The 22,897-nt window shown below is 67.4% G+C and carries 22 protein-coding genes; 11 read left to right on the forward strand and 11 right to left on the reverse strand.

Features of this window, described 5'->3' with window-relative positions; translation table 11 throughout:
• Positions 1-4: 4 nt before the first annotated feature.
• The gene (locus J3U95_RS21115) at positions 5-1,201 is read left to right on the forward strand and encodes a heme biosynthesis protein HemY (RefSeq protein WP_208280622.1); all 1,197 of its coding nucleotides are present in this window, start codon (positions 5-7) and stop codon (positions 1,199-1,201) included.
• Positions 1,202-1,290: 89 nt separating this feature from the next.
• Positions 1,291-1,830: an inorganic diphosphatase gene (gene ppa, locus J3U95_RS21120; RefSeq protein ID WP_071363340.1), complete on the forward strand. Its 540-nt coding sequence runs from the start codon at positions 1,291-1,293 to the stop codon at positions 1,828-1,830.
• Positions 1,831-1,904: 74 nt separating this feature from the next.
• On the opposite strand, the gene J3U95_RS21125 is transcribed toward ppa, so the two are convergent.
• The 11 genes from J3U95_RS21125 to J3U95_RS21175 form a co-directional block, all read right to left on the reverse strand.
• The gene (locus tag J3U95_RS21125) at positions 1,905-3,377 is read right to left on the reverse strand and encodes a PA domain-containing protein (protein WP_208280623.1); all 1,473 of its coding nucleotides are present in this window, start codon (positions 3,375-3,377) and stop codon (positions 1,905-1,907) included.
• Positions 3,364-3,783 carry a post-PEP-CTERM-1 domain-containing protein gene (locus tag J3U95_RS21130; protein ID WP_208280624.1) on the reverse strand — a complete coding sequence of 140 codons (420 nt, stop codon included), beginning with the start codon at positions 3,781-3,783 and terminating at the stop codon, positions 3,364-3,366. Before J3U95_RS21130 ends, J3U95_RS21125 begins: the two co-directional genes overlap by 14 nt.
• A 15-nt stretch (positions 3,784-3,798) precedes the next feature.
• Positions 3,799-4,221, reverse strand: a complete 423-nt coding sequence (locus J3U95_RS21135) for a hypothetical protein (protein ID WP_208280625.1) — start codon at positions 4,219-4,221, stop codon at positions 3,799-3,801.
• Positions 4,222-4,537: 316 nt separating this feature from the next.
• Positions 4,538-5,659: an FAD-dependent monooxygenase gene (locus J3U95_RS21140; protein WP_208280626.1), complete on the reverse strand. Its 1,122-nt coding sequence runs from the start codon at positions 5,657-5,659 to the stop codon at positions 4,538-4,540.
• A gap of 111 nt (positions 5,660-5,770) precedes the next feature.
• Entirely contained in the window at positions 5,771-6,862 is a 1,092-nt protein-coding gene (locus J3U95_RS21145) for a branched-chain amino acid ABC transporter permease (protein WP_208280627.1), read from the reverse strand.
• A 4-nt stretch (positions 6,863-6,866) separates the two neighbouring features.
• The gene (locus J3U95_RS21150; RefSeq protein WP_208280628.1) at positions 6,867-7,901 is read right to left on the reverse strand and encodes a branched-chain amino acid ABC transporter permease; all 1,035 of its coding nucleotides are present in this window, start codon (positions 7,899-7,901) and stop codon (positions 6,867-6,869) included.
• A gap of 8 nt (positions 7,902-7,909) precedes the next feature.
• On the reverse strand, positions 7,910-8,668 hold the full coding sequence (locus J3U95_RS21155; RefSeq protein ID WP_208280700.1) for an ABC transporter ATP-binding protein: 759 nt from the start codon (positions 8,666-8,668) through the stop codon (positions 7,910-7,912).
• Positions 8,655-9,452 (reverse strand): ABC transporter ATP-binding protein, encoded by a 798-nt coding sequence (locus tag J3U95_RS21160; protein WP_208280629.1) that lies wholly within the window; start codon positions 9,450-9,452, stop codon positions 8,655-8,657. The genes J3U95_RS21155 and J3U95_RS21160 overlap by 14 nt, the downstream gene beginning before the upstream one ends.
• Position 9,453: 1 nt before the next feature.
• Positions 9,454-10,653 (reverse strand): substrate-binding domain-containing protein, encoded by a 1,200-nt coding sequence (locus J3U95_RS21165; protein WP_208280630.1) that lies wholly within the window; start codon positions 10,651-10,653, stop codon positions 9,454-9,456.
• Positions 10,654-10,673: 20 nt separating this feature from the next.
• On the reverse strand, positions 10,674-11,546 hold the full coding sequence (locus tag J3U95_RS21170) for an alpha/beta fold hydrolase (protein ID WP_208280631.1): 873 nt from the start codon (positions 11,544-11,546) through the stop codon (positions 10,674-10,676).
• 61 nt (positions 11,547-11,607) lie between these two features.
• Positions 11,608-13,890 carry a TonB-dependent receptor gene (locus tag J3U95_RS21175; protein ID WP_208280632.1) on the reverse strand — a complete coding sequence of 761 codons (2,283 nt, stop codon included), beginning with the start codon at positions 13,888-13,890 and terminating at the stop codon, positions 11,608-11,610.
• Between the two features lie 272 nt (positions 13,891-14,162).
• Here J3U95_RS21175 and J3U95_RS21180 point away from each other — a divergent pair, with 272 nt between their 5' ends.
• The 9 genes from J3U95_RS21180 to mdcB all read left to right on the forward strand — a co-directional run bounded on the left by J3U95_RS21180 (position 14,163) and on the right by mdcB (position 22,896).
• Positions 14,163-15,089, forward strand: a complete 927-nt coding sequence (locus J3U95_RS21180; RefSeq protein ID WP_208280633.1) for a LysR family transcriptional regulator — start codon at positions 14,163-14,165, stop codon at positions 15,087-15,089.
• Between the two features lie 43 nt (positions 15,090-15,132).
• Positions 15,133-16,047 (forward strand): LysR substrate-binding domain-containing protein, encoded by a 915-nt coding sequence (locus tag J3U95_RS21185; RefSeq protein WP_208280634.1) that lies wholly within the window; start codon positions 15,133-15,135, stop codon positions 16,045-16,047.
• Between the two features lie 243 nt (positions 16,048-16,290).
• The gene (locus J3U95_RS21190; RefSeq protein ID WP_208280635.1) at positions 16,291-17,715 is read left to right on the forward strand and encodes an SLC13 family permease; all 1,425 of its coding nucleotides are present in this window, start codon (positions 16,291-16,293) and stop codon (positions 17,713-17,715) included.
• A 34-nt stretch (positions 17,716-17,749) separates the two neighbouring features.
• Positions 17,750-19,417: a malonate decarboxylase subunit alpha gene (gene mdcA / locus J3U95_RS21195; protein ID WP_208280636.1), complete on the forward strand. Its 1,668-nt coding sequence runs from the start codon at positions 17,750-17,752 to the stop codon at positions 19,415-19,417.
• Between the two features lie 10 nt (positions 19,418-19,427).
• Positions 19,428-19,742, forward strand: coding sequence for a malonate decarboxylase acyl carrier protein (mdcC, locus tag J3U95_RS21200; RefSeq protein ID WP_071363328.1), 315 nt, complete (start codon positions 19,428-19,430; stop codon positions 19,740-19,742).
• Complete coding sequence (locus J3U95_RS21205; RefSeq protein ID WP_208280637.1) at positions 19,739-20,638, forward strand: biotin-independent malonate decarboxylase subunit beta; 900 nt, start codon at positions 19,739-19,741, stop codon at positions 20,636-20,638. The genes mdcC and J3U95_RS21205 overlap by 4 nt, the downstream gene beginning before the upstream one ends.
• A gap of 2 nt (positions 20,639-20,640) precedes the next feature.
• Entirely contained in the window at positions 20,641-21,357 is a 717-nt protein-coding gene (gene mdcE, locus J3U95_RS21210) for a biotin-independent malonate decarboxylase subunit gamma (RefSeq protein ID WP_208280638.1), read from the forward strand.
• Complete coding sequence (mdcG, locus tag J3U95_RS21215) at positions 21,341-22,021, forward strand: malonate decarboxylase holo-[acyl-carrier-protein] synthase (protein ID WP_208280639.1); 681 nt, start codon at positions 21,341-21,343, stop codon at positions 22,019-22,021. The genes mdcE and mdcG overlap by 17 nt, the downstream gene beginning before the upstream one ends.
• Positions 22,009-22,896: a triphosphoribosyl-dephospho-CoA synthase MdcB gene (mdcB, locus tag J3U95_RS21220; protein WP_208280640.1), complete on the forward strand. Its 888-nt coding sequence runs from the start codon at positions 22,009-22,011 to the stop codon at positions 22,894-22,896. Before mdcG ends, mdcB begins: the two co-directional genes overlap by 13 nt.
• Position 22,897: the final 1 nt, after the last annotated feature.

Raw genomic sequence — 22,897 nt, forward strand, 5'->3', positions numbered from 1 at the left:
AAGCATGCGTTTACTCCTCTGGTTAGTCGCGCTGATGGCCGCCGCCATCGGCATCGCCGTGACGGCGCGCTTCAATCCGGGCAATGTGGTGCTGTTCTATCCGCCGCACCGGATCGACATGTCGCTCAACCTGTTCGTGGTGCTGCTGGTGGCGTCCTTCCTGGCGCTGTACGCCCTGGTGCGCGCCATCAACGCTACCCTCAAGATGCCGCAGCGCGTGGCCGCCTATCGCCAGCGCCGCGCCGAGCGCGAAGGCAACAAGGGCATGCGCGACGCGCTCAAGGCCCTGTTCGAGGGCCGCTTCGGCCATGCCGAAAAAGCCGCGATGCGCGCCGCCGAGCTGCCCGAGAACGCGGGCCTGGCGGCCCTGATCGGCGCGCGCGCCGCGCACCGCATGCGCGAGCCGGCGCGGCGCGACGCCTGGCTGGCCGGGATCGCCCACGACAACACCCTCAAGACCGCGCGCCTGATGACGGTCACCGAATTGCTGGTCGACGACCACCAGCCCGAGGCCGCGCTCGAAGCGGTGGCCGAACTCAATGCCAGCGGCCAGCGTCACATCCACGCGCTGCAGTGGGCGATGAAGGCCAACCAGCAGGCGCGCAACTGGCCCGAGGTGTTGCGCCTGGTGCGCATCCTGGATAAACGCCGCGCGCTGCATCCGGCCCTGTCGAGCCGCCTGCGCGAGCTGTCCTACGAGGCGCTGCTGGGCGGCGACGGGCACGACGCCGAATCGCTGCGCCGCATCTGGGCCACGGTGCCGCCGCAAGACCGCACGGTGCCCTATATCGCGGCGCGCGCGGCCAGCGCCTTCAATGCGCGCGGCCTGCACGACGAGGCGCGCGCGATCGCCGAAGAGTCGCTCAAGGCGGGTTGGGACGAGCGCGTGGTGCGCGCCTACCGCGACGCCGCCAGCCCGGCCGGCTCGCCGTCGCTGCTGGCGCAGATCGAGGCGTGCGAGACCTGGCGCCGCGAGCGCCCGACGGACGCCGAGCTGGCCCTGACCCTCGGTTCGCTGTGCCTGAAGCAGAAATTGTGGGGCAAGGCCCAGCGCTACCTGGAGCAGGCGCTGTCGGACGCCCTCGATGCGTCGATGGTGCGCGAGGCGCACCTCAAGCTGGCCCAGATGCACGAGGCGCTGGGGCAGGAGCAGGAGGCGGCGAGCCATTACCGGCAATGCGCACTGGCCAGCATTCTTTGAGGCGCGCACGCACGGCCCGCCGCACAGGCGATGTCGGTTTCGCTATAATGACGGCCTATTATTGACTCTCCAGCAACCAAGGACCATCCATGAGCCTGAATAACGTCCCAGCCGGCAAAGACGTGCCGAACGACTTCAACGTCATCATCGAAATCCCGATGAACGCCGATCCGGTCAAGTACGAGGTCGACAAGGACAGCGGCGCGATCTTCGTCGACCGTTTCATGGGTACGGCCATGCACTATCCGTGCAACTATGGCTATGTGCCGCAGACCATCGCCGACGACGGCGACCCATGCGACGTGCTGGTCATTACCCCGTTCCCGCTGCCGCCGGGCGTGGTGGTGCGCTGCCGCGCGCTGGGCGTGCTGAAGATGACCGATGACGGCGGCGGCGACGCCAAGGTGATCGCGGTGCCGGTCGAGAAAGTGCTGCCGATGTACAAGAAAATCCAGTCGCTGGAAGACCTGGAAGAGCTGCGCCTGAAGCAGATCCAGCACTTCTTCGAGCACTACAAGGATTTGGAACCGGGCAAGTGGGTCAAGATCGAAGGCTGGGCCGGCATCGAGGAAGCCAAGGCCGAGCTGGTCAATGGCGTGGAAGCATACAAGAAGGGCGCCCAGGCTTAATCGCCCAGGCCCGACTGCATCACTGAGCCGGCACCCGCGAGGGCGCCGGTTTTTTTTCGCCTTACTGACTCCGTCTACCAGCCCAGGTCGCGCAGCAGCGGCAGCGTCAGGTCGCGCGGCGGCATGACGGAGTAGCGCAGGTCGCTGTTGATCGATGGCTCCATCAGCAGGTTGCGGGTGGCCTCGGTGGTGAAGTGCGAGACCGAGGAGCCGGGTGCGTTGATGCCCGGCGTGTACATGAGCATGCGCTTGCGGCCGTCGGTGCCGGCCAGCCGCACCGGATCGGACTGCAGCCGCGCCACCACGCCGGAGCGGTTGGACGAGCGGTTCTGGAGGGCCAGCTTGAGCGCCCGTCCGTCGGCGCGCGTGATGCGGGCCGAGGGAATCGCGATGCTCGCATCGAGCCCCGGCATGCCGGCCACTTCGCCCGCCGCGTTGTCGGCGACGATCATGCCGAGGGCGCCGGCGGCCTGCACATTGCGCGCCTTGACCACGTAGTCGCAACTGCCGCGGTCGACCAGGGCGATATTGCCGCGCACCGCCAGCGCATTGGCGGCGCTCAGTGCAGAGCAGGCCAGGCCGTTGCCGTTCAACTGATCGACCACCGGCATCAGCTGCGCGCTGACCGGCGCGTTGCGGATCGCCGGGCCGAAGCTGGCGTCGCCCACCGCGTATTCGCCGGCGGCGGCGCCGGCATTTTCTCCGCCGATCGTCAGCACCGATGCCGGGCTCAGCACGTCCGGCGTGGAGCGGGTGACATGCCAGCCATTCCAGGACAGGCCGCGCCAGGTGGTGGCGCTGGCGACCCGTTCGACTTCCGTCATCATCACCCACAGGCGTTCCCTGCGGTTGTCGACCAGGTTGAAATCCCAGACCGAGGGCCGGCCGAGCAGGAAGGCGCCGGTCTCGTCGTCGGTAAAGGTCTGGAAGCCGAGGCCGTGGGCGATCTCGTGCAGCAGGGTGGCCACCAGGTCGATCTGGCTGCCGGCCTTGCGGTCGAGCCCCAGGTAGAAGGTGAGGCCGGGAACGCAGTCGGAGAACAGGCCAAGCCGTGAATTGAAGCGCGCGATGATGTGCGGGTCGCCGGGCGCGGCGAAATCGAGGCCGGCAAGCTTGCCGGCCAGGGCGGTCGGATACCAGGTGCCGTTGATCGGCGCGGCCGGGAAGTTGGCGACCACCTGGTAGGCGCCGGCCGCGCCGAGGACGGCGCCGGTTGCATTGCAGTCGAGCGGCAGGAAGGCGGCGCCGATGCGGATCGGCACGCTGCTGACCAGGTGCGCGGCCCAGACGTCGGCCGCAAAGCGGAAGGCGTGCAGGCGCTGCTCGCCCAGGGTGGTGCCGGGATTGCCGCCGACAGGCAGGGCCGGGGTCGGATCGTTGAAGCCGACGCCGGGAGCGTTCTGGTTGATGATCTGGATGGTGGCCGCGCGCGCGCTGCCGGTGGTGGCGAAGGCGGCCGCGGCCAGCAGGGCGATGGCGGCGATGCGGGCGAGATGGCCAAGACAGGCGCCGGCAGCGAAGCCGGCATGGCGTTCAATGATGGTCATGGCGGGATGCTCCCTGCGCGGCCGGCGCGGATTGGTCGAGGATGCGGGCGGCGGTGTGGGCGCCGTCGACGCAATGGTGGTCGAGCTTGCCATCGGCGCCGCGCTTGACGACGGCGTACACGAGGCCGCGCTCGCCCAGCACGGCGCTGCTTTCGCCACGTGTGCCGGTCACCGCCTGCGGCTGCGCCGGCGCCTCGCGCGTGGTGGTGGCGGAAGAGGCGCGCAAGGCGCGCAGTTCGGTCGCGGTCGGCGCGCGCAGTTCGCCGGTCTCGGCATCGCGCACGACGGTCAGGCCCTGGACGGCCGGCGCCTGGGGAGCGGCGCCGGCGATGCCGCACAGCGCCATGAGCGCGGTTGCAAGAGCGGGGGCAAGGGTGGAAGCAAATGAGGAAGGTGTGGTTAGCATGGAATTCTCCGGGGTTCAATAGCGCTCGCGGCGCTGCATCAGGCCAATCACGCCCAGGCTGCTGGCCAGCACCAGCAGGCCGGCCGGCTCGGGCACGGCGGTGACCACGCGCACGGTGTCGAGGCCGAAGGCGCCGAGGGCGGCGGGGTCGCCCAGGTAGCGGAAGGCGAAGCGTCTTTCTCCTTCGACCGTCAGGTCGGGGCTCCATTGCCGCCATTCGGCGGGAAAGGCGTCGCCGCCGGTGGGGGTGAGCAAGGTGTCCACGCCGGATGCGTCGGCGCCGGGCGGGAGGCTGTGATTGAGGCGATCCCAGCCGGACATGCCGGCCAGGTTGCCGGGGCCCTCATCGAGCACCTCGACCTCGGCCCTGGCGGCCAGGGACGAGGATGCGACGGCGGTGACTGCCGCGGTCGCAATCAGGAATGTGAGTCTTTTCATGGTGTATGTGCATGGGCCAGAAGGATGGGACTCCTCGCGCTGGCTGACGACGAGGCCATTTGCCTATTCATGATAAAAATGGCAACCTCGGCGTTATTGATATGCATTCAGGATGGCGAGCAGAACGTGTCGTGTCCCTCAAACGCGGCAACGGAACTTGACGAAAACGCTTGCATTCGCGCAAGTCTATGCTGCGAAGCAATCGCGAAAGGGAAGCGAGGGCGGAAGAACAGCAACCCGGCGCTATGGACGCCGGGTCGAAGAGGACGGAGAAATGTTCCGGGCGACGGCCCGGCGGTGCGAGGACGCGCCGGGTCTACAGCGGCGCGAGCAGCGGCGTATAGCTGCGCCGGTACAGCTTGTCGCCGAAGAGGCCGAAGATGGCGGCGCGCGCCAGGGCGGGCAGGGCGCGCATCTTGTCCCTGGCCGCGCACTGGCGCTGCACCCAGTGGATCCGCTGCCGGCGCCGGCGCGTGTACGACGCCAGCGCAATGTCGAGTTCCTGTCCCGCGGCGAGGACGTCGGCCAGCACCACCGCATCCTCGATGGCCAGGGCCGCTCCCTGCGCCATATTGGGCGAGGCGGCGTGGGCGGCATCGCCGATGAAGACGACCCGTCCCTGCGCCCAGTCGTCCATGACCACCTGGCCGAGACGGCCGAAGTGGACCGCCGCCTCGTCCTGGTGTCCGCGCTCGAGCAGCAGCGAGACGGGAGCGGCGAATTTCTGGAACAGTTCCGGCAGGCAGGCGTGGCGGTAGGATTCGGGATCCGCACCCGGCGGCAAGGTCAGGTCGGCGTACACATAGACCTCGCTGCCGCTCACGGGAATCGCGAGCAGCGTGCTGCCATTGCCCAGCAAGGCGGTCCAGCCGGCGACGCCGGCGATGTTCTGGGTAATGAAACGCCAGCACACCTGGCGGCCATACTGCGGATTGACGTCGGGGCGGACGATCCGGCGCACGCCCGAATGGATGCCGTCGGCGCCCACCACCAGGTCATAAGTGGCCGACCTGCCGTCGGTGAAGACGACCTCGCAGCGTCCGCCGGACTGGTCGATGGCCTGAACCGACACGTCTTGGCGCACCCGGAATTCGCCGAAGGCGGCGCCCAGGATGGCGTGCAGCCGCGCATGCGGCAGCGACAGGCAGGGGCCGCAGCGGGCCCAGACGTCGCTGGTGCGGGTCTCTGTCAGTTCCCAGCCGCGATGGTCCAGGATCTTCTGGCTGCGCACGGCCACGGCGTTGGCGCGTACCTGGTCGAGCAGGCCCAGGCTGGCGATGGCGCGCGTGGCATTGCCGGGGAGGTAAAGTCCGGTGCCGGACGGCGATGGCGCGGCAAGGCGTTCCACGACGTCGGCCGCGATGCCGCGCTGTTCGAGCGCAAGGCCCAGCGACAGGCCGGCGATGCCGCCGCCCACGATCAAGATTTTCCTTTGCATGATGTCTGCTGCCCGTTCATTCGTTCAGCATGAAGATACGCGGCGCACCGCATTCTGGATGCGGTGCGCCGGAAAAGACGGGAGACGGATTCTTAAAAAAAGCGGGCGGCGTCAGGCGGCGGGCGCGCGGCGCCGCGCCAGCCAGGCCCGCACGCGCAGCTTGCCGACGATCCCGATCGGGAAGAAGTAGATCGACAGGATGAACAGCACGCCCAGCCACAGCAGCCAGCGGTCAGGATGCAGGGCCGCGGCCAGCAGCGGCACGCCTTCGAGCGCGGTCGCGCCGTGCGCCATCAGTTCCTTCAGGTAGTTCTGGGCCAGGATGAACAGGGTGGCGCCGATCACCGCGCCATACATGGTGCCCATGCCGCCGATGACGACGATCAGCAGGATGTCGGTCATCACTTCGAAGCCGAGCGAGGTCTTCGGCCCCACGTAGCGCAGCCACAGCGCCATCAGGGCGCCGGCCAGCGCCGCCACCAGCGCGGCCAGGCAGTTGGCCCAGATGCGGTAGACCATGGTGCGGTAGCCGAGCGCCTCGGCGCGGAACTCGTTTTCGCGGATCGCCTGCAGCACGCGGCCGAACGGCGAGTTCACCAGCCGCAGCAGGAACAGGAACAGCAGCAGGCAGCCGGCGAACACCAGGTAATAGGTGATCACCTTGCCGTCGACGTAGCGGCCGAAGACCTCGTTCTCGAACAGCAGGTAGCTGGGCGACAGCACCTCCGGCACGCTGAAGGTCACGCCGTCCTCGCCGCCGGTGAGGTCGGATAGCTGCGAGGCCAGCACGGCAAATGAGGAAGCGACAGCCAGCGTGATCATGGCATAGAAGATGGCGCGCACGCGCAGCGCGAACAGGCCGACCACCAGGGCCAGGGCTAGGGCCAGCAGCAGCGCCAGGACCAGGCCCGTCACCATGACGCCCCAGGTGGGTTCGTCGACGCGGGCCAGGGCCAGGCCGATGCCATAGGCGCCGATGCCATAGAACATGGTGTGGGCAAACGAGACGATGCCGGTATATCCCAGCAGCAGGTCGTAGGACGCCACCAGCACGATGTAGACGCAGATCGTGGCCGCCGTGTTGAGCGGGCGCGCGCCGGAAAACAGGAAAGGCGCGAGCAGCAGTCCCAGCACGATCACGAGCAGCAGCGCGCTCAGGATGCGGCTGCGCGGCAGGTCGCCGGAAAATAGTCGGTGCAGCATGAGGTCAGTTCCTCGACGTCGAATACAGGCCGGCCGGGCGCCACAGCAGGACCGAGATCATCAGGATGATGCTCGACACCAGGGCGATCTTGGGCGCCAGGAAACCGGCGTAGTTGGCCACCAGCGCCATGAGCAGGGCACCGATGAAGCAGCCGCCCACCGAGCCCAGGCCGCCGATGATGATGACGATGAAGATCATCACCATGATCTCGCTGCCCATCGCGGCGGTGAGCGTTTCCTTATACAGGCCCCACATCACGCCGCCCAGGCCGGCCAGCGCCGAGCCGGCCGCGAACACCGCCACGAACAGGCGCCGGATGCGGTAGCCGAGCGCCTCGACCATCTCGCCGTTCTCCACGCCGGCGCGCACCAGCAGGCCGACCTTGGTGCGACCCAGCACCAGGAACATCGCAATGAACACCACGAGTCCGACCACTACCGCGACCAGGCGATACTTCTCCACCGCCGCGTCGCCCAACAGGATCGCGCCGCGCAACGCGGTCGGCAGCGGCAGGGCGATCGTCTCGGCGCCCCAGATCACGTGGATCAGCTGTTCGGCCACGATCATGCCGCCCATCGTGATCAGGATCTGCTTGAGGTGCTGGCCATAGACCGGCTTGACGATGATGCGCTCGAAGGCCCAGCCCAAGATGCCCGTGACGACCATCGCCAGCGTGACGGCCAGCGCCAACACGCCCAGGTTGATCAATAGGGAGTCCATCTCGAGCCAGCCGCGCATGGGCAGCAGGACCAGCGTGGCGGAAAACGCGCCGACGGCGACGAAGGCGCCATGGCCGAAGTTCAGCACGCTCATCAGGCCGAACACGAGGGTCAGGCCGCTGGCCATGATGAAGATCATCATGCCCATCGCCAGGCCGGCGACGGTGAGGGTGAGCCAGGTGGGGAAGCTGCCGACCAGCGGCAGCATGGCCAGCATCAGGGCCGGCACCAGCAGCAGCGGCGCGATGTCGCGCCTGGCCGCCGGCAGGGGCGCATCGGCAGCTGCCTCGGTTTTGGAAACAGGAAGGATTGCACTCATGTCAGGTCCTATTGGTGGGAGTCGAGCGACAGCCCGAGCAGGCGCTGCTGCAGCGCGGCGTCGCCGGCCAGCGCCGCCATCTTGCCGGCATGGGCCACGCGGCCGTCGTCCATCACGCTGACGCTGTCGCCCAGCGAGCGCACGAAGTTGAAGTTCTGCTCGACCAGCAGGATCGTCGTCTCGCGCTCCTTGAGTTCGCGGAAAGCCGCGATCAGGCTTTGCACGATGCTCGGCGCCAGGCCCTTGGTCGGTTCGTCGACCAGCAGCAGCTTCTTCGGTTCGACGATGGCGCGCGCGATCGCCACCATCTGCTTCTGGCCGCCCGACAGGTTCCCGGCCGGGTAGTGCCAGAACTTGCGCAGGGCCGGGAAGAAGCCGCAGATCCAGTCCACGCGGGCCGCGTCCAGCGGGCCGTTGCGGGCGGCCAGCACCAGGTTCTCGCGTACCGTCAGTTCGGAGAACACGGCCATGTTCTCGGGCACGTAGGCGATGCCGGCGCGGGCGATGTCGGGCGTTGCCATCTTCGTGATGTCCTGGCCATCGAAATGGATCGATCCAGCGCTGGCCTTCCACAGGCCCATGATGGTGCGCAAGGTGGTGGTCTTGCCGGCGCCGTTGCGGCCCAAGAGGACGGCGAGTTCGCCGCGCCGCACGGCCAGGTCGACGCCTTGCAGGATGTGGTACTGGCCAATATGGGTGTGCACGCCGGTCAGCCGAAGCAGCGGCGCCTCATGTGTCATATCACGGGCCGGATCAGGCGTGAGCATGTTCGGGTTCGGGTGTTCCAAGATAGGCTTCCTGTACGATCTTCGATTGCATCACTTCGCGCGGATCGCCGTCCGCCACCAGCGTGCCGTTGTGCAGCACGACGATGCGGTCGGCCAACTGGCGCACCACGTCCATCTTGTGCTCGACCAGCAGCACGGTCTTGTCGCGCTCCTGCTTCACCTGGCGGATCAGGTCGAGCACCACGGGCACCTCGTCCACGCTCATGCCGGCCGTGGGCTCGTCGAACATCATCACCGAGGGCTCGAGCGCCAGCAGGATCGCCACCTCGAGCTTGCGCTGGTCGCCGTGCGACAGCGCGCCTACGAACATGTCGCGCCGGCCCATGAGCGCAACCCGCTCCAGGTAATGTTCGGCGCGCGCGATCAGCTCCTTGTGGCTCGACCAGATAGAGAAGAAGTTCAGGCCCATGCCGGCGCGGCTCTGCACCGCCAGGCGCACGTTCTCGACCACGGTCAGGTGCGGGAACAGGTTCGTCAGCTGGAAGGCGCGGCCGATGCCCAGGCGTGTGCGGCGCGCCGCGCCATCGCGGGTGATGTCGCGGCCGTGCAGCGCAACCTTGCCGCCGGTCGCCGCCAGCTGGCCCGAGACCAGGTTGAAATACGTGGTCTTGCCGGCCCCGTTGGGGCCGACGATCACGGTCAGGGTGCCGGGATAGAAATCCGCCGTCACCGCGTTCACCGCGACGTGGCCGCCGAAGCGGACGGTCAGGTCGCGGGTCGACAGCGCCGGCCGGCGCGCATCGATAGTAGGGGGCGCCGTCATGTCAGCGCTTGTTCTTCACCGGCAGCGGCAGCTCGCTGGCCGGGATTTCGCGCACCAGTTCCAGCAAGTCCCATTCGTTCTTCTGGTCCTTCTTGATGCGGAAGTGGTACATCGGCTGGATCGCCTGGTGGTCTTCCTTGCGGAACGTCATCAATCCCTTCGGGGTCTCGAAGCTCATGCCCTCCATCGCCGCCACCATCTTGTCGCCATTGCCGTCCGGGACCTTGGAGAGCGCCGCCACCACCGCGCCCGCCGCCGCCATGCCGCCGGCGGTGAACATGTCGGGCGGCGCCTTGAAGCGCTTGGTGTGCTCGGCCACGAACCAGTCGTTCATCTTGTTCTTCGGGAAGCCGTAATAGTAGTAGATCGTGCCTTCGGTGCCGGCGAAGTTCTTCCAGGTCTTCATCACCGGCAGGATGTTGCCGCCGGGGGAAAGCACGATGCCATGGCGTTCCGGCTTGAGGTCGGCGATCTTGTTCATCGGATTGGGGCCGGCCCAGACGATCTGCAGGATGCGCGGCTGCGGCTTGTCCTTCAATGCGTCGAACAGGCGCTGCGAAGAGGCGGTGAAGTCGGTCGTCGCCAGCGGCGCGTATTCTTCGTGGATCACCTTGGCGGCGCTGCCGGTCGCGGCCAGCGCTTCCTTGCCGGCCTTGATCGCATCGCGCCCGAAGGCGTAGTCCTGGGTCAGGAAGCCGACGCTGCCGCCCTTGAGGGTGCTGGCCGCGGCCAATGCATCCTGCATCGAGCTGCGCGCGGTGCGGAAGATGTACTTGTTCCATTTGTCGCCGGTGATGGCGTCGGCCACCGCCGGCTCGATGATCAGTACCTTCTTGTATTCCTTGGCCACCGGCAGCATCGCCAGCGCCGAGCCGGACGACGTCGTCCCGACGGCGATGTCGACCCGGTCGTCGCCATAGGCCTCGGCCAGCAAGGTGCGTCCGAGATCCGGTTTGCTCTGGTCGTCCTTGACGATCACCTTGATCTTGCGGCCGTTGATGGCCATGGTGCCATTGGTCAGGTATTCGAGGCCGAGCATGAAGCCGGCCTCGGTCTCGCGCGCATAGGATTCCATGATGCCGGTCTTGCCGGCGATGAGGGCGATCTTGAAGTCCTTCCCTTGGGCCAGCGCGCCGGGGGCGGCGCCGGCGGCGAAGGCGAAGGCAAGCGACAGGGCCAGAGGTTTGATCAGGTGTTGCATCGTGTGTCTCCTTGTAATTATTAAGGGATCCGCGCCAGGAAAGCGCTGATCGCCTCGAAGGCTTCCGGTTCGGTGAGCATCGGCGCATGGCCGACGTTCGGCACTTCGGTATAGGCCAGGCTGGGGGCCGCCTTGCGCATCCAGGCCGCCTGCTCGAGTTCGACCAGGTCGGACAATTCGCCGCGGATCATTAGCGTGGGGCGATGCCGCGTCAGGCGCCGGAAGGCCATGCGCAAGGCCAGCGAGGTTGGAGGAAGTCTACCGTTTTGCAGGCTGTGGGCGATACCGGGATCGTAGCGGGCGCACAACAGACCGTCGTCGCGCTGTTCGAAGGCGCGCTGGGCCCACTTGTTCCACTCAGTATCCGGATTGGCAGGGAAGGCGCAGGCATTGATGTCGCGCACGTAGCAAGTCGCCTCGTCCCAGTTGGCGAAGGTGGCCGGCTTGCCGACGTAGCCGGCGATCCGTTCGAGTCCGCGCGGGGACAGCACCGGGCCGATGTCGTTCAATACCGCGCCGGCCACCAGGTCGAGGCGCTGGGCGGCCAGCGTCATCGTAATCAGGCCGCCCATCGAGGTGCCGATGAAGACGGCGCGCGCGATGCCCAGCGCATGCATCAGGGCCACCACGTCGGCGGCGTACACCATCGGCGTGTAGTTGGCCGGGTTCGGGTCGCGCGCCGAGTGGCCGCGGCCGCGCACGTCGACCGCCAGCACGCGGCGCCCCAGGCCGGCCACCTGCGGGGCCAGTTCGTCGAAGTCGAGCGAGTTGCGGGTGAGGCCGTGGATGCAGATCACGGGCAGGCGGGCGGGGCCGCCGGCGCCGTGGTAGTCGCGTGCGTAGAGGGCGAGGCCGTCGCTGCTGGTGTAGCGGATGGGGGAAAAGATTGACACGCTCGATGGATCCTTCAGGTGGTTCGTGGCACGGGCGTTCCCGCCCGCGCCTTTTCCTTCGTCAGAAGCGCAGCTCCAGCGTTGCCGACACTGTGCGCGGGTTGCCGTAGAAGGCGGTGACCGTGCCTTCGTTGCCCAAGGTCGGGAACAGATAGCCGGCCGTCTTGTAGTGCTCGTCGCCAAGGTTCTTGCCGTGCAGGCCGGCGCGCACTTTACCGTCGGTGCGGGTCCAGACGATCGACGCGTCCCAGATCTTGTACGACTCCTGGTCGAGGATCGACGGCGTCTCGAACTGGGCAGTGGCGCCCTTGTACGAATAGCTGCCGATCAGCGAGATGCGGCCGTTGTGGCCCATGATCGGCATCGGAATGTCGTAGTTGGCGCGCAGGTTGGCCGAGTTCTTCGGGGTGTTCTGGAAAATGCGCTGGTCGGCCACGTTCACGCCCGCCACGATGTATTCCTTGTACTTGGCGTCGATGTAGCTGTACATCCCGGCGATCATGAAATTGGGCGTGATGTTGGCAATCGCTTCCAGCTCGGCGCCCTTGATCTCGGCCTTGCCGGCATTGGTGGTGACGCCGGCGAAGCTGTCGTCGCGGCCGTCGCCGTTGGTGTCGACCGCGATCGAGCCGGGAATCTGCACGTCCTGGTAGTCGCTGTAGAACAGCGCGGCGTTGGTGGTGATGCGCCCGCCGTTGAAGGCCGACTTGAGGCCCAGCTCATAGGTCTCGATGGTCTCGGGCGCATAGCCGGCGCGCGCGACGTCGAGCGGGATGCGGGTGCCGACCACGTTCAGGCGCGGATCGAAGCCGCCGCCCTTGAAGCCTTCGGAATACGAGGCGTAGACGTTATGGGCGGGGTTCATCTTCCAGTTGACGGCTACGCGCGGGGTGAATTTCTTGTCTTCGCGTTCCAGCAGGCCGTTACGCAGGTCGGTGTCGGTGCGGAACAGGATCGCGGCCGGATTGCCCATGTTTGGCGAGCCGGCCAGCCCGAAGTAGATCTGGCGCAGCACGTCGGCCTCGCGCTTGTCGACCGTGTAGCGGCCGCCCAGCGACAGGCTCAGGGTGTCGGTGAGGTTGTAGCTGCCGTCGAAGTAGGCGGCCCAGGCCTTTGTGTCGATGTCGCCCATGGTATAGGTGGACGTCGGCACGGCGCCGGCCAGGATGGTGTCGAACTCGTTGAAGGCGTTGGCGTCCATGTAATACACGCCGGCCACGCCCTGCAGGCGCGGCCCGTTGTAGGTCACCTGCAGCTCCTGGCTGAACTGGCGGTTGGTGTACAGCGCCGGCACTTCCATGTCGACCACGGGCAGGGCGTCGAAGTCGATCGGCGCCCACGACTTGTCTTCGCGGGCGGCGGTGATCGACTTCAGGCTCCATTGGTCGTTGACGTGGTATTCGATGGTGGCCGAGCCGCCGTAGGCGCGCACTTCCTGGTCGCGGCCCAGCGCCTTGGTGAGGTTGGCGCGCGTGTCGAACACGTCCGGCAGGATCGGCGCCCCGCTGGTGCGGCCGACGATCAGTCGATGGCCGTTCTTGGGATTGGAGTCGTCCTGCGTGAAGTCGCCGGCCAGGCGGATGAACAGGTCCTGGTTGGGCGTGAACTCGGCCGAGACGCGGCCGGCGGTGACGTCCTTGTCGTAGTTGCCCTTGCCGGTGAACAGGTTGTCGCCGAAGCCGTCGCGCTTGAAGCGGGCGAAGGTGGCGCCCACGCGGGCGGTGTCGGTGAGCGGGGTGCTGGCGGTGACCACGGCTTCTTTCTGGCCGTACTCGCCGACCGTGGCGCGCACGCGCACGTCGCGCTGCGGGCCGAGTTTGCGGGTCACGTATTTGACGGCGCCGCCGATGGTGTTGCGGCCGTACAGCGTACCCTGCGGGCCGCGCAGCACTTCGATGCGCTCGACGTCGTAGATGTCGGCCACCGCGGCCTGCGGGCGGGCCAGGTAGATGTCGTCGATATAGATGCCGACGCCGGACTCGAACCCGGCCAGCGGGTCGGCCTGGCCGACGCCGCGGATGAAGGCGGTGAGCGTGGTGTTGGTGGCGCGCGAGGCCTTGAGGGTGGTGTTCGGCAGCGCCAGGGCCAGGGCGGTCACGTCGGGCACGGCCTGCTTGGACAGCTGGTCGGCGCTGAAGGCGGTGACCGAGACCGGGACGTCCTGCAGGGTCTCCTCGCGCCGGCGCGCGGTGACGACCACCTTCGAGACGTTTTCCTCGGCAGAAGCCACTGGCGCGCCACCGGCATCCTGGGCCTGGGCCATTCCCGCCGATCCGCCGGACAGCACCAGCAGGGCGGCGGCGGACTGGTTCAGCAGCTTCATCTTCTTCCTGGTCAGACGCATTCTAGTCTCCTCATTTTTTGGTATGGCATGCGTGCGATCGAGCGCATGCCAACCAGTGTGCCAAGGTCGGGTTTGGTTGAATAGTCAACAATCGCCCACCCCGTTGTGCATGAATGCACAGCCCGCTTGCCGGACCTTGTGGTGAGCTTTCCTAGGGACAGATGCCGCATCGCACCATTTCTGTGGTACTGCAGACATCGTCGGTAAATTGCTTGCAGAGGGAATGTGCACGAGCGCACAATGTGCCATCTTGATATCTGACAAGCGATCTCATGAATACGCTGCCGGAGTGGACGGACTTACGGTTTTTTCTCGAGCTGGCCCGTGCCGGCACCCTGTCGGGCGCCTCTCGCCGCCTCGACGTCGAGCACACGACCGTCGCGCGCCGCATCGATCGGCTCGAGACCCAGCTCGGTGCGACCCTGTTCGACCGCTCGCGCGAGGGTTACGAGCTGACCGAGGTCGGCCTGGCCCTGCTGCCGCACGCGGAGGCGATGGAAGGGGCGGCGCTTGCGGCGGCCGAGCAGATCGGCGGGGCCGAGGTGGCGGCCCACGGCGTGGTGCGGCTCGGGGTGCCGGAAGTGTTCGGCGTGAAGGTCGTGGCGCCGCTGCTGGTCGGCCTGCTGGACCAGCATCCGGACCTGCAGATCGACCTGCTGGCGCTGCCGCGCTTCGCCAACCTGGCCAACCGCGAGGCCGATCTCGGCGTGATGCTCGATCCGCCCACCACCGGCCGCTACGTGGTCACGCGCCTGGCCTCGTTCCGCTTCTACCTGTATGCGTCGCCCGCCTACCTGGCGCGCCATCCGACCATCCGCACCCAGGCCGACCTGGCGCGCCACGACTTCGTCGACTACGTGCAGGACCGCCTGGCCAGCCGTGAGCTGTCGTACCTGAACGAGCTGGGGTTCACGCCGCGCCGGCGCATGTGCTGCTCGGGCATGACGGCCCAGATCGAGGCCGCTTCGCTGGGCATGGGCCTCATGATGGCGCCGCCCTATGCTGTGCCGGACGACGGCCGGCTGGTGCCGGTGCTGCCGGGCTTTTCGGCCGAGCGCTCGTTCTGGCTGGCGGCGCCGACCGACCTGTATCGCCTGCGCCGCGTGAAGGTCGTGTGGGACGTGCTGCGCGAGTATGCCGACAGCTCGCCAAGCCTGTTCGTCCAGGATGGCATGCAACCTGCATTGGCGCCGGAATGAAGAGCGCGGTATCCTCGCACGGTTCACACTTGTAAAGGTCCCCATGCGCAGCCAGATCAGCGACGACATCACCTTCCGCAAACTCGAGATCCTGCTGGCCTATATGGAGGGCGGCAACCTGAACGCCGCCGCGCGCATGCTCGACATCAGCGCGGTGAGCGTGCACCGCGCGCTGCATTCGCTCGAGGAAGGCATGAGCTGCCAGCTGTTCAGCCTGCAGGGCCGCAACCTGATCCCGAACGAGGCGGCCCAGGTGCTGGCCGAGGTCAGTCGCGAAGTGGTCAAGCTGATGGCGGACGGGATCGCCGCCACGCGCTCGGCGGCCGGCTATTCGGCCGACCATCTCAGGATCGGCTCGCTGTATTCGCTGACCACCGGGGCGATCCCCGAGGTCATCATCGGCATCAAGCTGCGCAAGCAGGAAATCGAGACCGAGCTGGTGCTGGGCTCGAACGCCGAGCTGCTGCACAAGCTGAAGCAAAACGCGATCGACGCGGCGCTGATGGGGATGCCCGATCCCGACCCCGAGATCGAATCGATCCCCCTGTTCGAGGACGACGTGTTCTTCGCCGCGCCGGCCGGTTCGCCCTACGCGGCTCTGCCCGAAGTCGACCTGCGCGCCTGCGCGTCCGAGAAATTCGTATGCCTGAAGGATGGCTTCGTGACCCTCGCGGGCTTCCAGGAAGCCTTTCGGATCGCCGGCTATGCGCCGACCATCGTCACCCGCGTGGGCGACATCTTTTCGCTGATGAACCTGGTGGCGGCCGGCATCGGCTATACCTTGCTGCCGGGCCGGGTGCGCAATGCCTTCGGCGACAAGGTGCAGCTGATCCCCCTGAAAGCCGACTACCACATGCAGCAGACCATCGGCCTGAGCTTTTTGCGGGTGCGGGAACGCGACCCCAATCTGCTGGCGCTGGCGGCCGTGTGCCGCATGCTCAAGCACAGGACCGCCTGATACCGCAACGCCTGATCCCGCAGCGCAGCATCCCGCCAGTCTTCCAGGTCGACAGTTTCGCTGACAGTAAACGTTGCCGACCGAGCGTAATTGATCTCCGATCCAATCGCGGTTAACTTGGCAGCACAAATAGCTTACCAACAGCATAACTAAGAGCATGGCCCATACGGGATCATGTATTGGAGACGTACCACCCGCGGTCACCCGGTTGGAGCCGGCGCCGCACCTCGAAGGAGCCTCGCCGTGTCCTCTCATGTCATTGCAATCTGCGTGCTGGCGCTGATGTTCATCGTCGCCACCGCCATGCCCATCAATATGGGCGTCCTCGCCTTCGTCGGCGCCTTCCTCGTCGGGACCCTGATCGCCGGCATGGAAACCAAGACCATCATGTCCGGCTACCCGGCCGAACTGTTCCTGACCCTGGTCGGCATCACCTTCCTGTTCGCCCAGGCCCAGAACAACGGCACCATCGACTGGCTGGTGCGGCTCGCGGTACGGGCCGTCGGCGGGCGCATCGCGGCCATCCCCTGGGTGATGTTCGCGATCACCGCCTTGCTCACCTCGGTGGGCGCGGTCAGCCCGGCGGCGGTGGCGATCATCGCGCCGATCGCGCTCGGATTCGCGGCCAAGTACAAGATCAATCCCCTCATGATGGGCCTGCTGGTGATCCACGGCGCCCAGGGCGGCGGCTTCTCGCAGATCAGCATCTATGGGGGCATCACCAACAAGGTCGTGCTGGAAGCGGGGCTGCCGATCTCGCCCCTGACCACCGCCTTCACCAGCCTGGGCGTCAACCTCGCGGTGTCGGTGCTGCTGTTCTTCGTGTTCGGCGGGGCCAAGCTGATGCGCCAGCAGGTGCCGGTGGCCGAGCGCTCGGGCAAGGGCATGCCGGTCTCTCCATTCGGCCCGCCGGTGGCGGTCGCGGCGCAGGGCCCGCAAATCTATGGCGATGCCGAGAACGAGTCGGCGAGCGAGGAACGCCTGACCAAGGAGCGCTCGAGCGCGGCCGTCGGCGCCGTGGGCGCCACCGGCTCGGGCAGCGCCGCCGGTCATGCCGCCGTCGACCTGAACGAAGGCCCGACCTTCCACCAGATGTTCACCGTGGTCGGCCTCATCGCGCTGGCCGTGCTGACCCTGATGTACAAGCTCGACATCGGCTTCGTCGCCATCACCATCGGCCTGTTGATCTCGATCCTGTCGCCGCAGGTGCAGAAGCGCGCCATCGGCCAGGTCTCGTGGCCCGAGATCATGCTGATCGTCGGCGTGTCCACCTATGTCGGCGTGATGCAGAAGATGGGGACCATCACCTGGGTCGGCGACAGCGCCGCCAGCCTGGCCTCGCCGCTCACCGTGGCCTTGCTGCTGCTGTTCGTCGGCGCCATCGTTTCGGCCTTCGCTTCCTCGACCGCGGTGCTGGGCTCCCTGATTCCGCTGGCCGTGCCGTTCCTGGCATCGGGCACCGGCGTCGACCCGATCGGCTTCATCGCCGCGATGGCGGTGGCATCCACCATCGTCGACGTCAGCCCGTTCTCGACCAATGGCGCGCTGGTGCTGGCGAGCGCCCAGCACATCGACCGCGACGTCTTCCTGCGGCAGCTGATGATCTATGGCGGCATCGTCACCCTGGTGGCGCCGCTCGTGCTGTGGGTGCTGTTCGTGGTGTTCTGACAGGCACACATATTTTGTAACAACGGGAAATCACATGAACCAAAGTGAAGGCCGCTGGACCACCCAGCAACGCAACCGCGGCGATCGCCTGGCAAGAGTCCAGGCGGCGCTCGGCGGGGCGCTGGACGGCAAGGTCGTCCAGGCCGCGCACATCGTCGACCTGCTCAATGCCGTGCTGGAGCCGGGCGACCGGGTCTGCCTGGAGGGGAACAACCAGAAGCAGGCCGATTTCCTGGGCAAGGCGCTGACGAAAGTCGACACCGGCCGCGTGCATGACTTGCACATGCTGCTGTCGGTTCTGTCGCTGCCCGAACACCTGGACGTGTTCGACAAGGGGATCGCGTCCAAGCTCGACTTCTCGTTCTCCGGCCCCCAGGCTGGCCGCCTGGCCAAGCTGGCGCAAGCCGGCAAGCTCAATATCGGCGCCATCCACACCTACCTGGAGCTGTTCGCGCGCTACTTCATCGACCTCACGCCGCGCGTGGCGCTGGTGGCGGCCGAGATGGCCGACCGCGAGGGCAATCTGTACACCGGTCCGAACACCGAGGACACGCCGGCCATCGCCGAGGCGACCGCCTTCAAGAGCGGCATCGTGATCGCCCAGGTCAACCAGATCGTCGACAAGCTGCCGCGGGTCGACATCCCGGGCGACTGGGTCGGCTACGTGGTGCAGTCGCCGACCCCGTACTACATCGAGCCGCTGTTCACGCGCGATCCGGCCCAGATTTCCGAGATCCAGGTCTTGATGGCGATGATGGCGATCAAGGGCATCTATGCCGAGTACGAGATCGAACGCCTGAACCACGGCATCGGTTTCGACACCGCCGCCATCGAGCTGCTGCTGCCGACCTATGCGGCCAGCCTCGGCCTGAAAGGGAAGATCGCCCGTCACTGGGCGCTGAACCCGCACCCGGCCCTGATCCCGGCGATCGAAGCCGGCTTCGTGGAATCGGTGCATTCCTTCGGCTCCGAACTGGGCATGGAAAAATACATCGGCGCGCGGCCGGACGTGTTCTTCGTCGGACCGGACGGCTCGATGCGCAGCAACCGCGCCTTCTCCCAGGCGGCCGGCCACTATGCCTGTGACATGTTCATCGGTTCGACCCTGCAGATCGACTTGCAGGGCAATTCGTCGACCGCGACCCTGGGCCGCATCGCCGGCTTCGGCGGCGCGCCGAACATGGGCGCCGATGCGCGCGGCCGGCGTCACCCGAGCAAGGCCTGGCTCAAGGCAGGCGAACAGGCGCGCGCGGGCCGCAACGTGATCCCGCGCGGGCAGAAGCTGGTGGTGCAGATGGTCGAGACCTTCCGCGAGCACATGGCGCCGGCCTTCGTCGAGAAACTCGACGCCTGGCAGCTGGCCGAGCAGGCGAATATGGCGATCCCGCCGGTGATGATCTATGGCGACGACGTGACCCATATCCTGACCGAAGAGGGCATCGCCAACCTGCTGCTGTGCCGCACCGAGGAAGAGCGCGAGCAGGCGATCCGCGGCGTGGCCGGCTACACGCCGGTCGGGATGGGGCGCGACAGGCGCATGGTCGAGAACCTGCGCGATCGCGGCATCGTCCAGCGTCCCGAAGACCTTGGCATCGACAAACGCATGGCGACCCGCGACCTGCTGGCCGCCAAGAACATGAAGGGCCTGGTGCGCGCATCCGGCGGCCTGTACGATCCGCCGAAGCGCTTCAGGAACTGGTGAGGAAACAAACATGGAAACGTTGAAATACCGTTTCGAGCAGGGCAGGCGTTCATTGGCCGGCATGCCGCAGCTGGTGGGCGTGGTCGGCTCGGGCAATCTCGAAGTATTGATCGAGCCGTCGCCTCTGCAGGGCGCGTGCGAGATCGAGGTGCGCACCGCGGCGGTCGGCTTCGGCGCCACCTGGCAGGCCGTGATGGCCGACTTTCACGATCGCTGGAGTCTCGCCGACGCGCGCATCAGCATCAACGATATGGGGGCCACGCCGGCCGTGGTCAGCCTGCGGCTGGACCAGGCGGTGGAGTCCCTGACCGGAGGCGCAGCATGAGCAGCTACCAGGAATTGACGGCGCGCCAGCGCATTCCGGCGATGTTCGACGCCGGCAGCTTCGAGGAATTCCTGCCGCCGAGCGAACGGGTGGCGAGTCCGCACCTGGCCCAGCTCGACGCGCCGGTATCGTTCGACGACGGCGTCGTCGTCGGCCGCGGCAAGCTCGACGGCAAGCTGGTGTTCGGCGCCGCGCAGGAGGGCGGCTTCATGGGCGGCGCGGTGGGCGAGGTCCACGGCGCCAAGCTGGTGGGCATGCTGCGCCGCGCGATCGACGAGCAGGCGCACGCGGTGCTGCTGCTGCTGGAATCGGGTGGCGTGCGCCTGCACGAAGCCAATGCCGGCCTGATCGCGGTGTCGGAAGTGATGCGCGCCATGCTGGACGTGCGCGCGGCCGGCATCCCGGTGGTGGCGGTGGTGGGCGGCGCCAATGGCTGCTTCGGCGGCATGGGTATCGCGGCGCGCTGCGCCAACACCGTCATCATGTCCGAGGAAGGGAGGCTGGCCATGTCCGGCCCCGAGGTGATCGAGACCGCGAATGGGGTGGAGGAATTCGATTCGCGCGACCGCGCGCTGGTATGGCGCACCACGGGCGGCAAGCACCGCTACCTGCTGGGCGATTGCCAGGTGCTGGTGGCGGACGAGTCGGACGCGTTCCGCAAGGCCGCCATCGATGCCATTGCCAACCTGCGTGGCGGCGAAGTGCGCCTGACCCTGGAGGGCTTGCTGGCCGAGCAGGCCATGCTGGCGCGGCGCCTAGACGACAGCGCAGGCCTGGCCGAACCGATGGACGTGTGGAAGAAACTGGGCGTGCCGGAGCCGGGCAGGGTGCCGATGCTGGAAGCCGAGGCCTTCCTCGAGATGGCGGCGCAATATCGCGCCACAACGGGAGATTGACGATGGATTGGCAGCTACTCACGACCCAGCTTTTCCCGGGCGGTCACGACATCGTCGAACGCGATAACTTTCTATCGGGCACGGCGCAAGTCGAAGGCCAGCCGGTCGCCGTGATCGGCACTACCGGCCACACGCCGATCGGCATCGAGATCGCGCTGGCCCAGGCGCAGGCGATCCTCAAGACCGTGCAGGAGCATCCGGGACGACCGATCCTGATCCTGGTCGACACGCAGGGCCAGCGCCTGCGCCACCGCGACGAGATGTTGGGCATTAACAGCTATATGGCCCACCTGGGCAAGTGCGTCGACCTGGCGCGCCGCCAGGGCCATACCGTGATCGGCCTGGTGTACGACCAGGCGCTGTCGGGAGGTTTCATCACCAGCGGCCTGATCGCGAGCGCCTGCTATGCGCTGCCGCAGTCGACCATCCGCGTGATGGGCCTGCCGGCGATGGCGCGCATCACCAAGGTGCCCGAGGAACGCCTGACCGAGCTGGCCAGGGACAATCCGGTGTTCGCGCCTGGCCCCGAAAACTATCTGCGCATGGGCGGCCTGCACGGCATCTGGGAAGACGATCTCGCCGGCCAGCTGGCGCGCGCGCTGCGCGACGCCACCGATGAAGACCGGCGCATGGCGCTGGGCCGCGAGCGCGGCGGGCGCGTGATGGCTCAGCCGGTCGCCGAAGCGGTGCGGAGCGGCGGCCATGTTCGCGCGGCATGACCTGGTGTGGCTGACGCGCCGCGGCTGGCAGCGCGTGCGCGCTTCCGCCCCCGAGGCGGCGCTGGCCGCGCTCGACCGCTGGCGCGACAACGGCTGGCCGGCCGTGGTGCGGCGCGCCGAGGCCGAGATGGCGGCGAACGAGGTGGCGATCGGCTTTCCGCTGCCGCCGCGGCCAGAGGAGGGCGGCAAGCTGAAGTTCGGCTGCCGGGTCGAGCTGTCCGATATTGGCCGCCGCACGCGGGCCTTGCCGCTGGTCGCGGCCCTGGACGCGGTGCCGGAGCAGTGGCGCGACAGCCTGGCCCTGCTCGAAAGCCAGGCCGCGCAGGCCAGCGTCGGCCTGGCGGTGTATGGCTCGGTGGCGCTGGCGGCGCTGACCGGCCAGTACTACCTGACGCCGCATTCCGACATCGACGTGCTGCTGCAGCCCACCAGCCGGCGCCAGCTGATGAAGGGGCTGGACCTGCTGGCCTGGCACGCGGGCATCCTGCCGCTCGACGGCGAAGTGGTGTTTCCCGACGGGCGCGCGGTGGCCTGGAAGGAGCTGCGCGCCGCTTTTGCCGGCGCGCCCGGCACGCGTGTGCTGACCAAGGGACTGCACCGGATCGCGCTGGTGCTGCCCGAAGAACTGATCGCGACGCTGGAGGAAGAGACGTGCCCGAATTGATTGTCCTGCAACCGACTCATGTGGCGCGCCGGCCCGCGGCCTCGGGCGAACGCAGTTTCGCCCAAGGCATCGCGCGCCTGGCCGTGCGCAGCCTGTACGCCGAACTGGTCCTGTATCCGAAGCCGGGCCTGGTCTCGCTGGTCGACAACGGCAGCCACGCCGACATGACGGCCGCGACCTTCATGCGCAGCATGTTCGCGCTGCGCCGCTATTTTTGGGACATCACGCACGCCGGCATGCATGACGCGCCGTTCCACGCGCTCAAGCGGCTCGGCATCGATGCCGAAGCACGCATGCTGCGCGCCACAGCCGGCATCAACACCCACCGCGGCGCGATCTTTTGCCTCGGCATGCTGTGCGCGGCAATCGGGCGCTGCCACGCCAGTGGCGCGGTGCTGACGGCAGGCAGGGTGCACGCCATGCTGCTCGATGGCTGGGGGCGCGAACTCGGCGCGCACAGTGTCACCCCCGATATGCATTCGAATGGGGCGCGGGTGCGACTGGCCCACGCGGCGAGCGGCGCACGCGAAGAGGGCGCGCGCGGCTTCCCGTCGGTCTTCCATATCGGCCTGCCGGCCCTGCGCCGCACCCTGGGCGCTGGCCGCGGCATGCGGGAAGCGCGCATCGATGCGCTGTTCGCCCTGATGGCCCACATCAGCGACACCAATGTCTATCACCGCGGCGGCCCTGACGGCGCCCTGGCTGTGCGGCGCCAGGCGCGCGCCTTCGTCGCGCGCGGCGGCACCGCCAGCCTGGATTGGGAAGCGCGGGCGGTGGAATGTCATCGATCCTTCGTCGCAGGCCGCCTGTCGCCGGGCGGCGCGGCCGACCTGCTGGGCGCGGCCTGCCTGCTGCAGGCCGTAACAAGCGATTAGC

The organism is Massilia oculi (assembly GCF_017582745.1).
In the GTDB taxonomy this organism is placed as follows: Bacteria; Pseudomonadota; Gammaproteobacteria; order Burkholderiales; family Burkholderiaceae_D; genus Telluria; species Telluria oculi_A.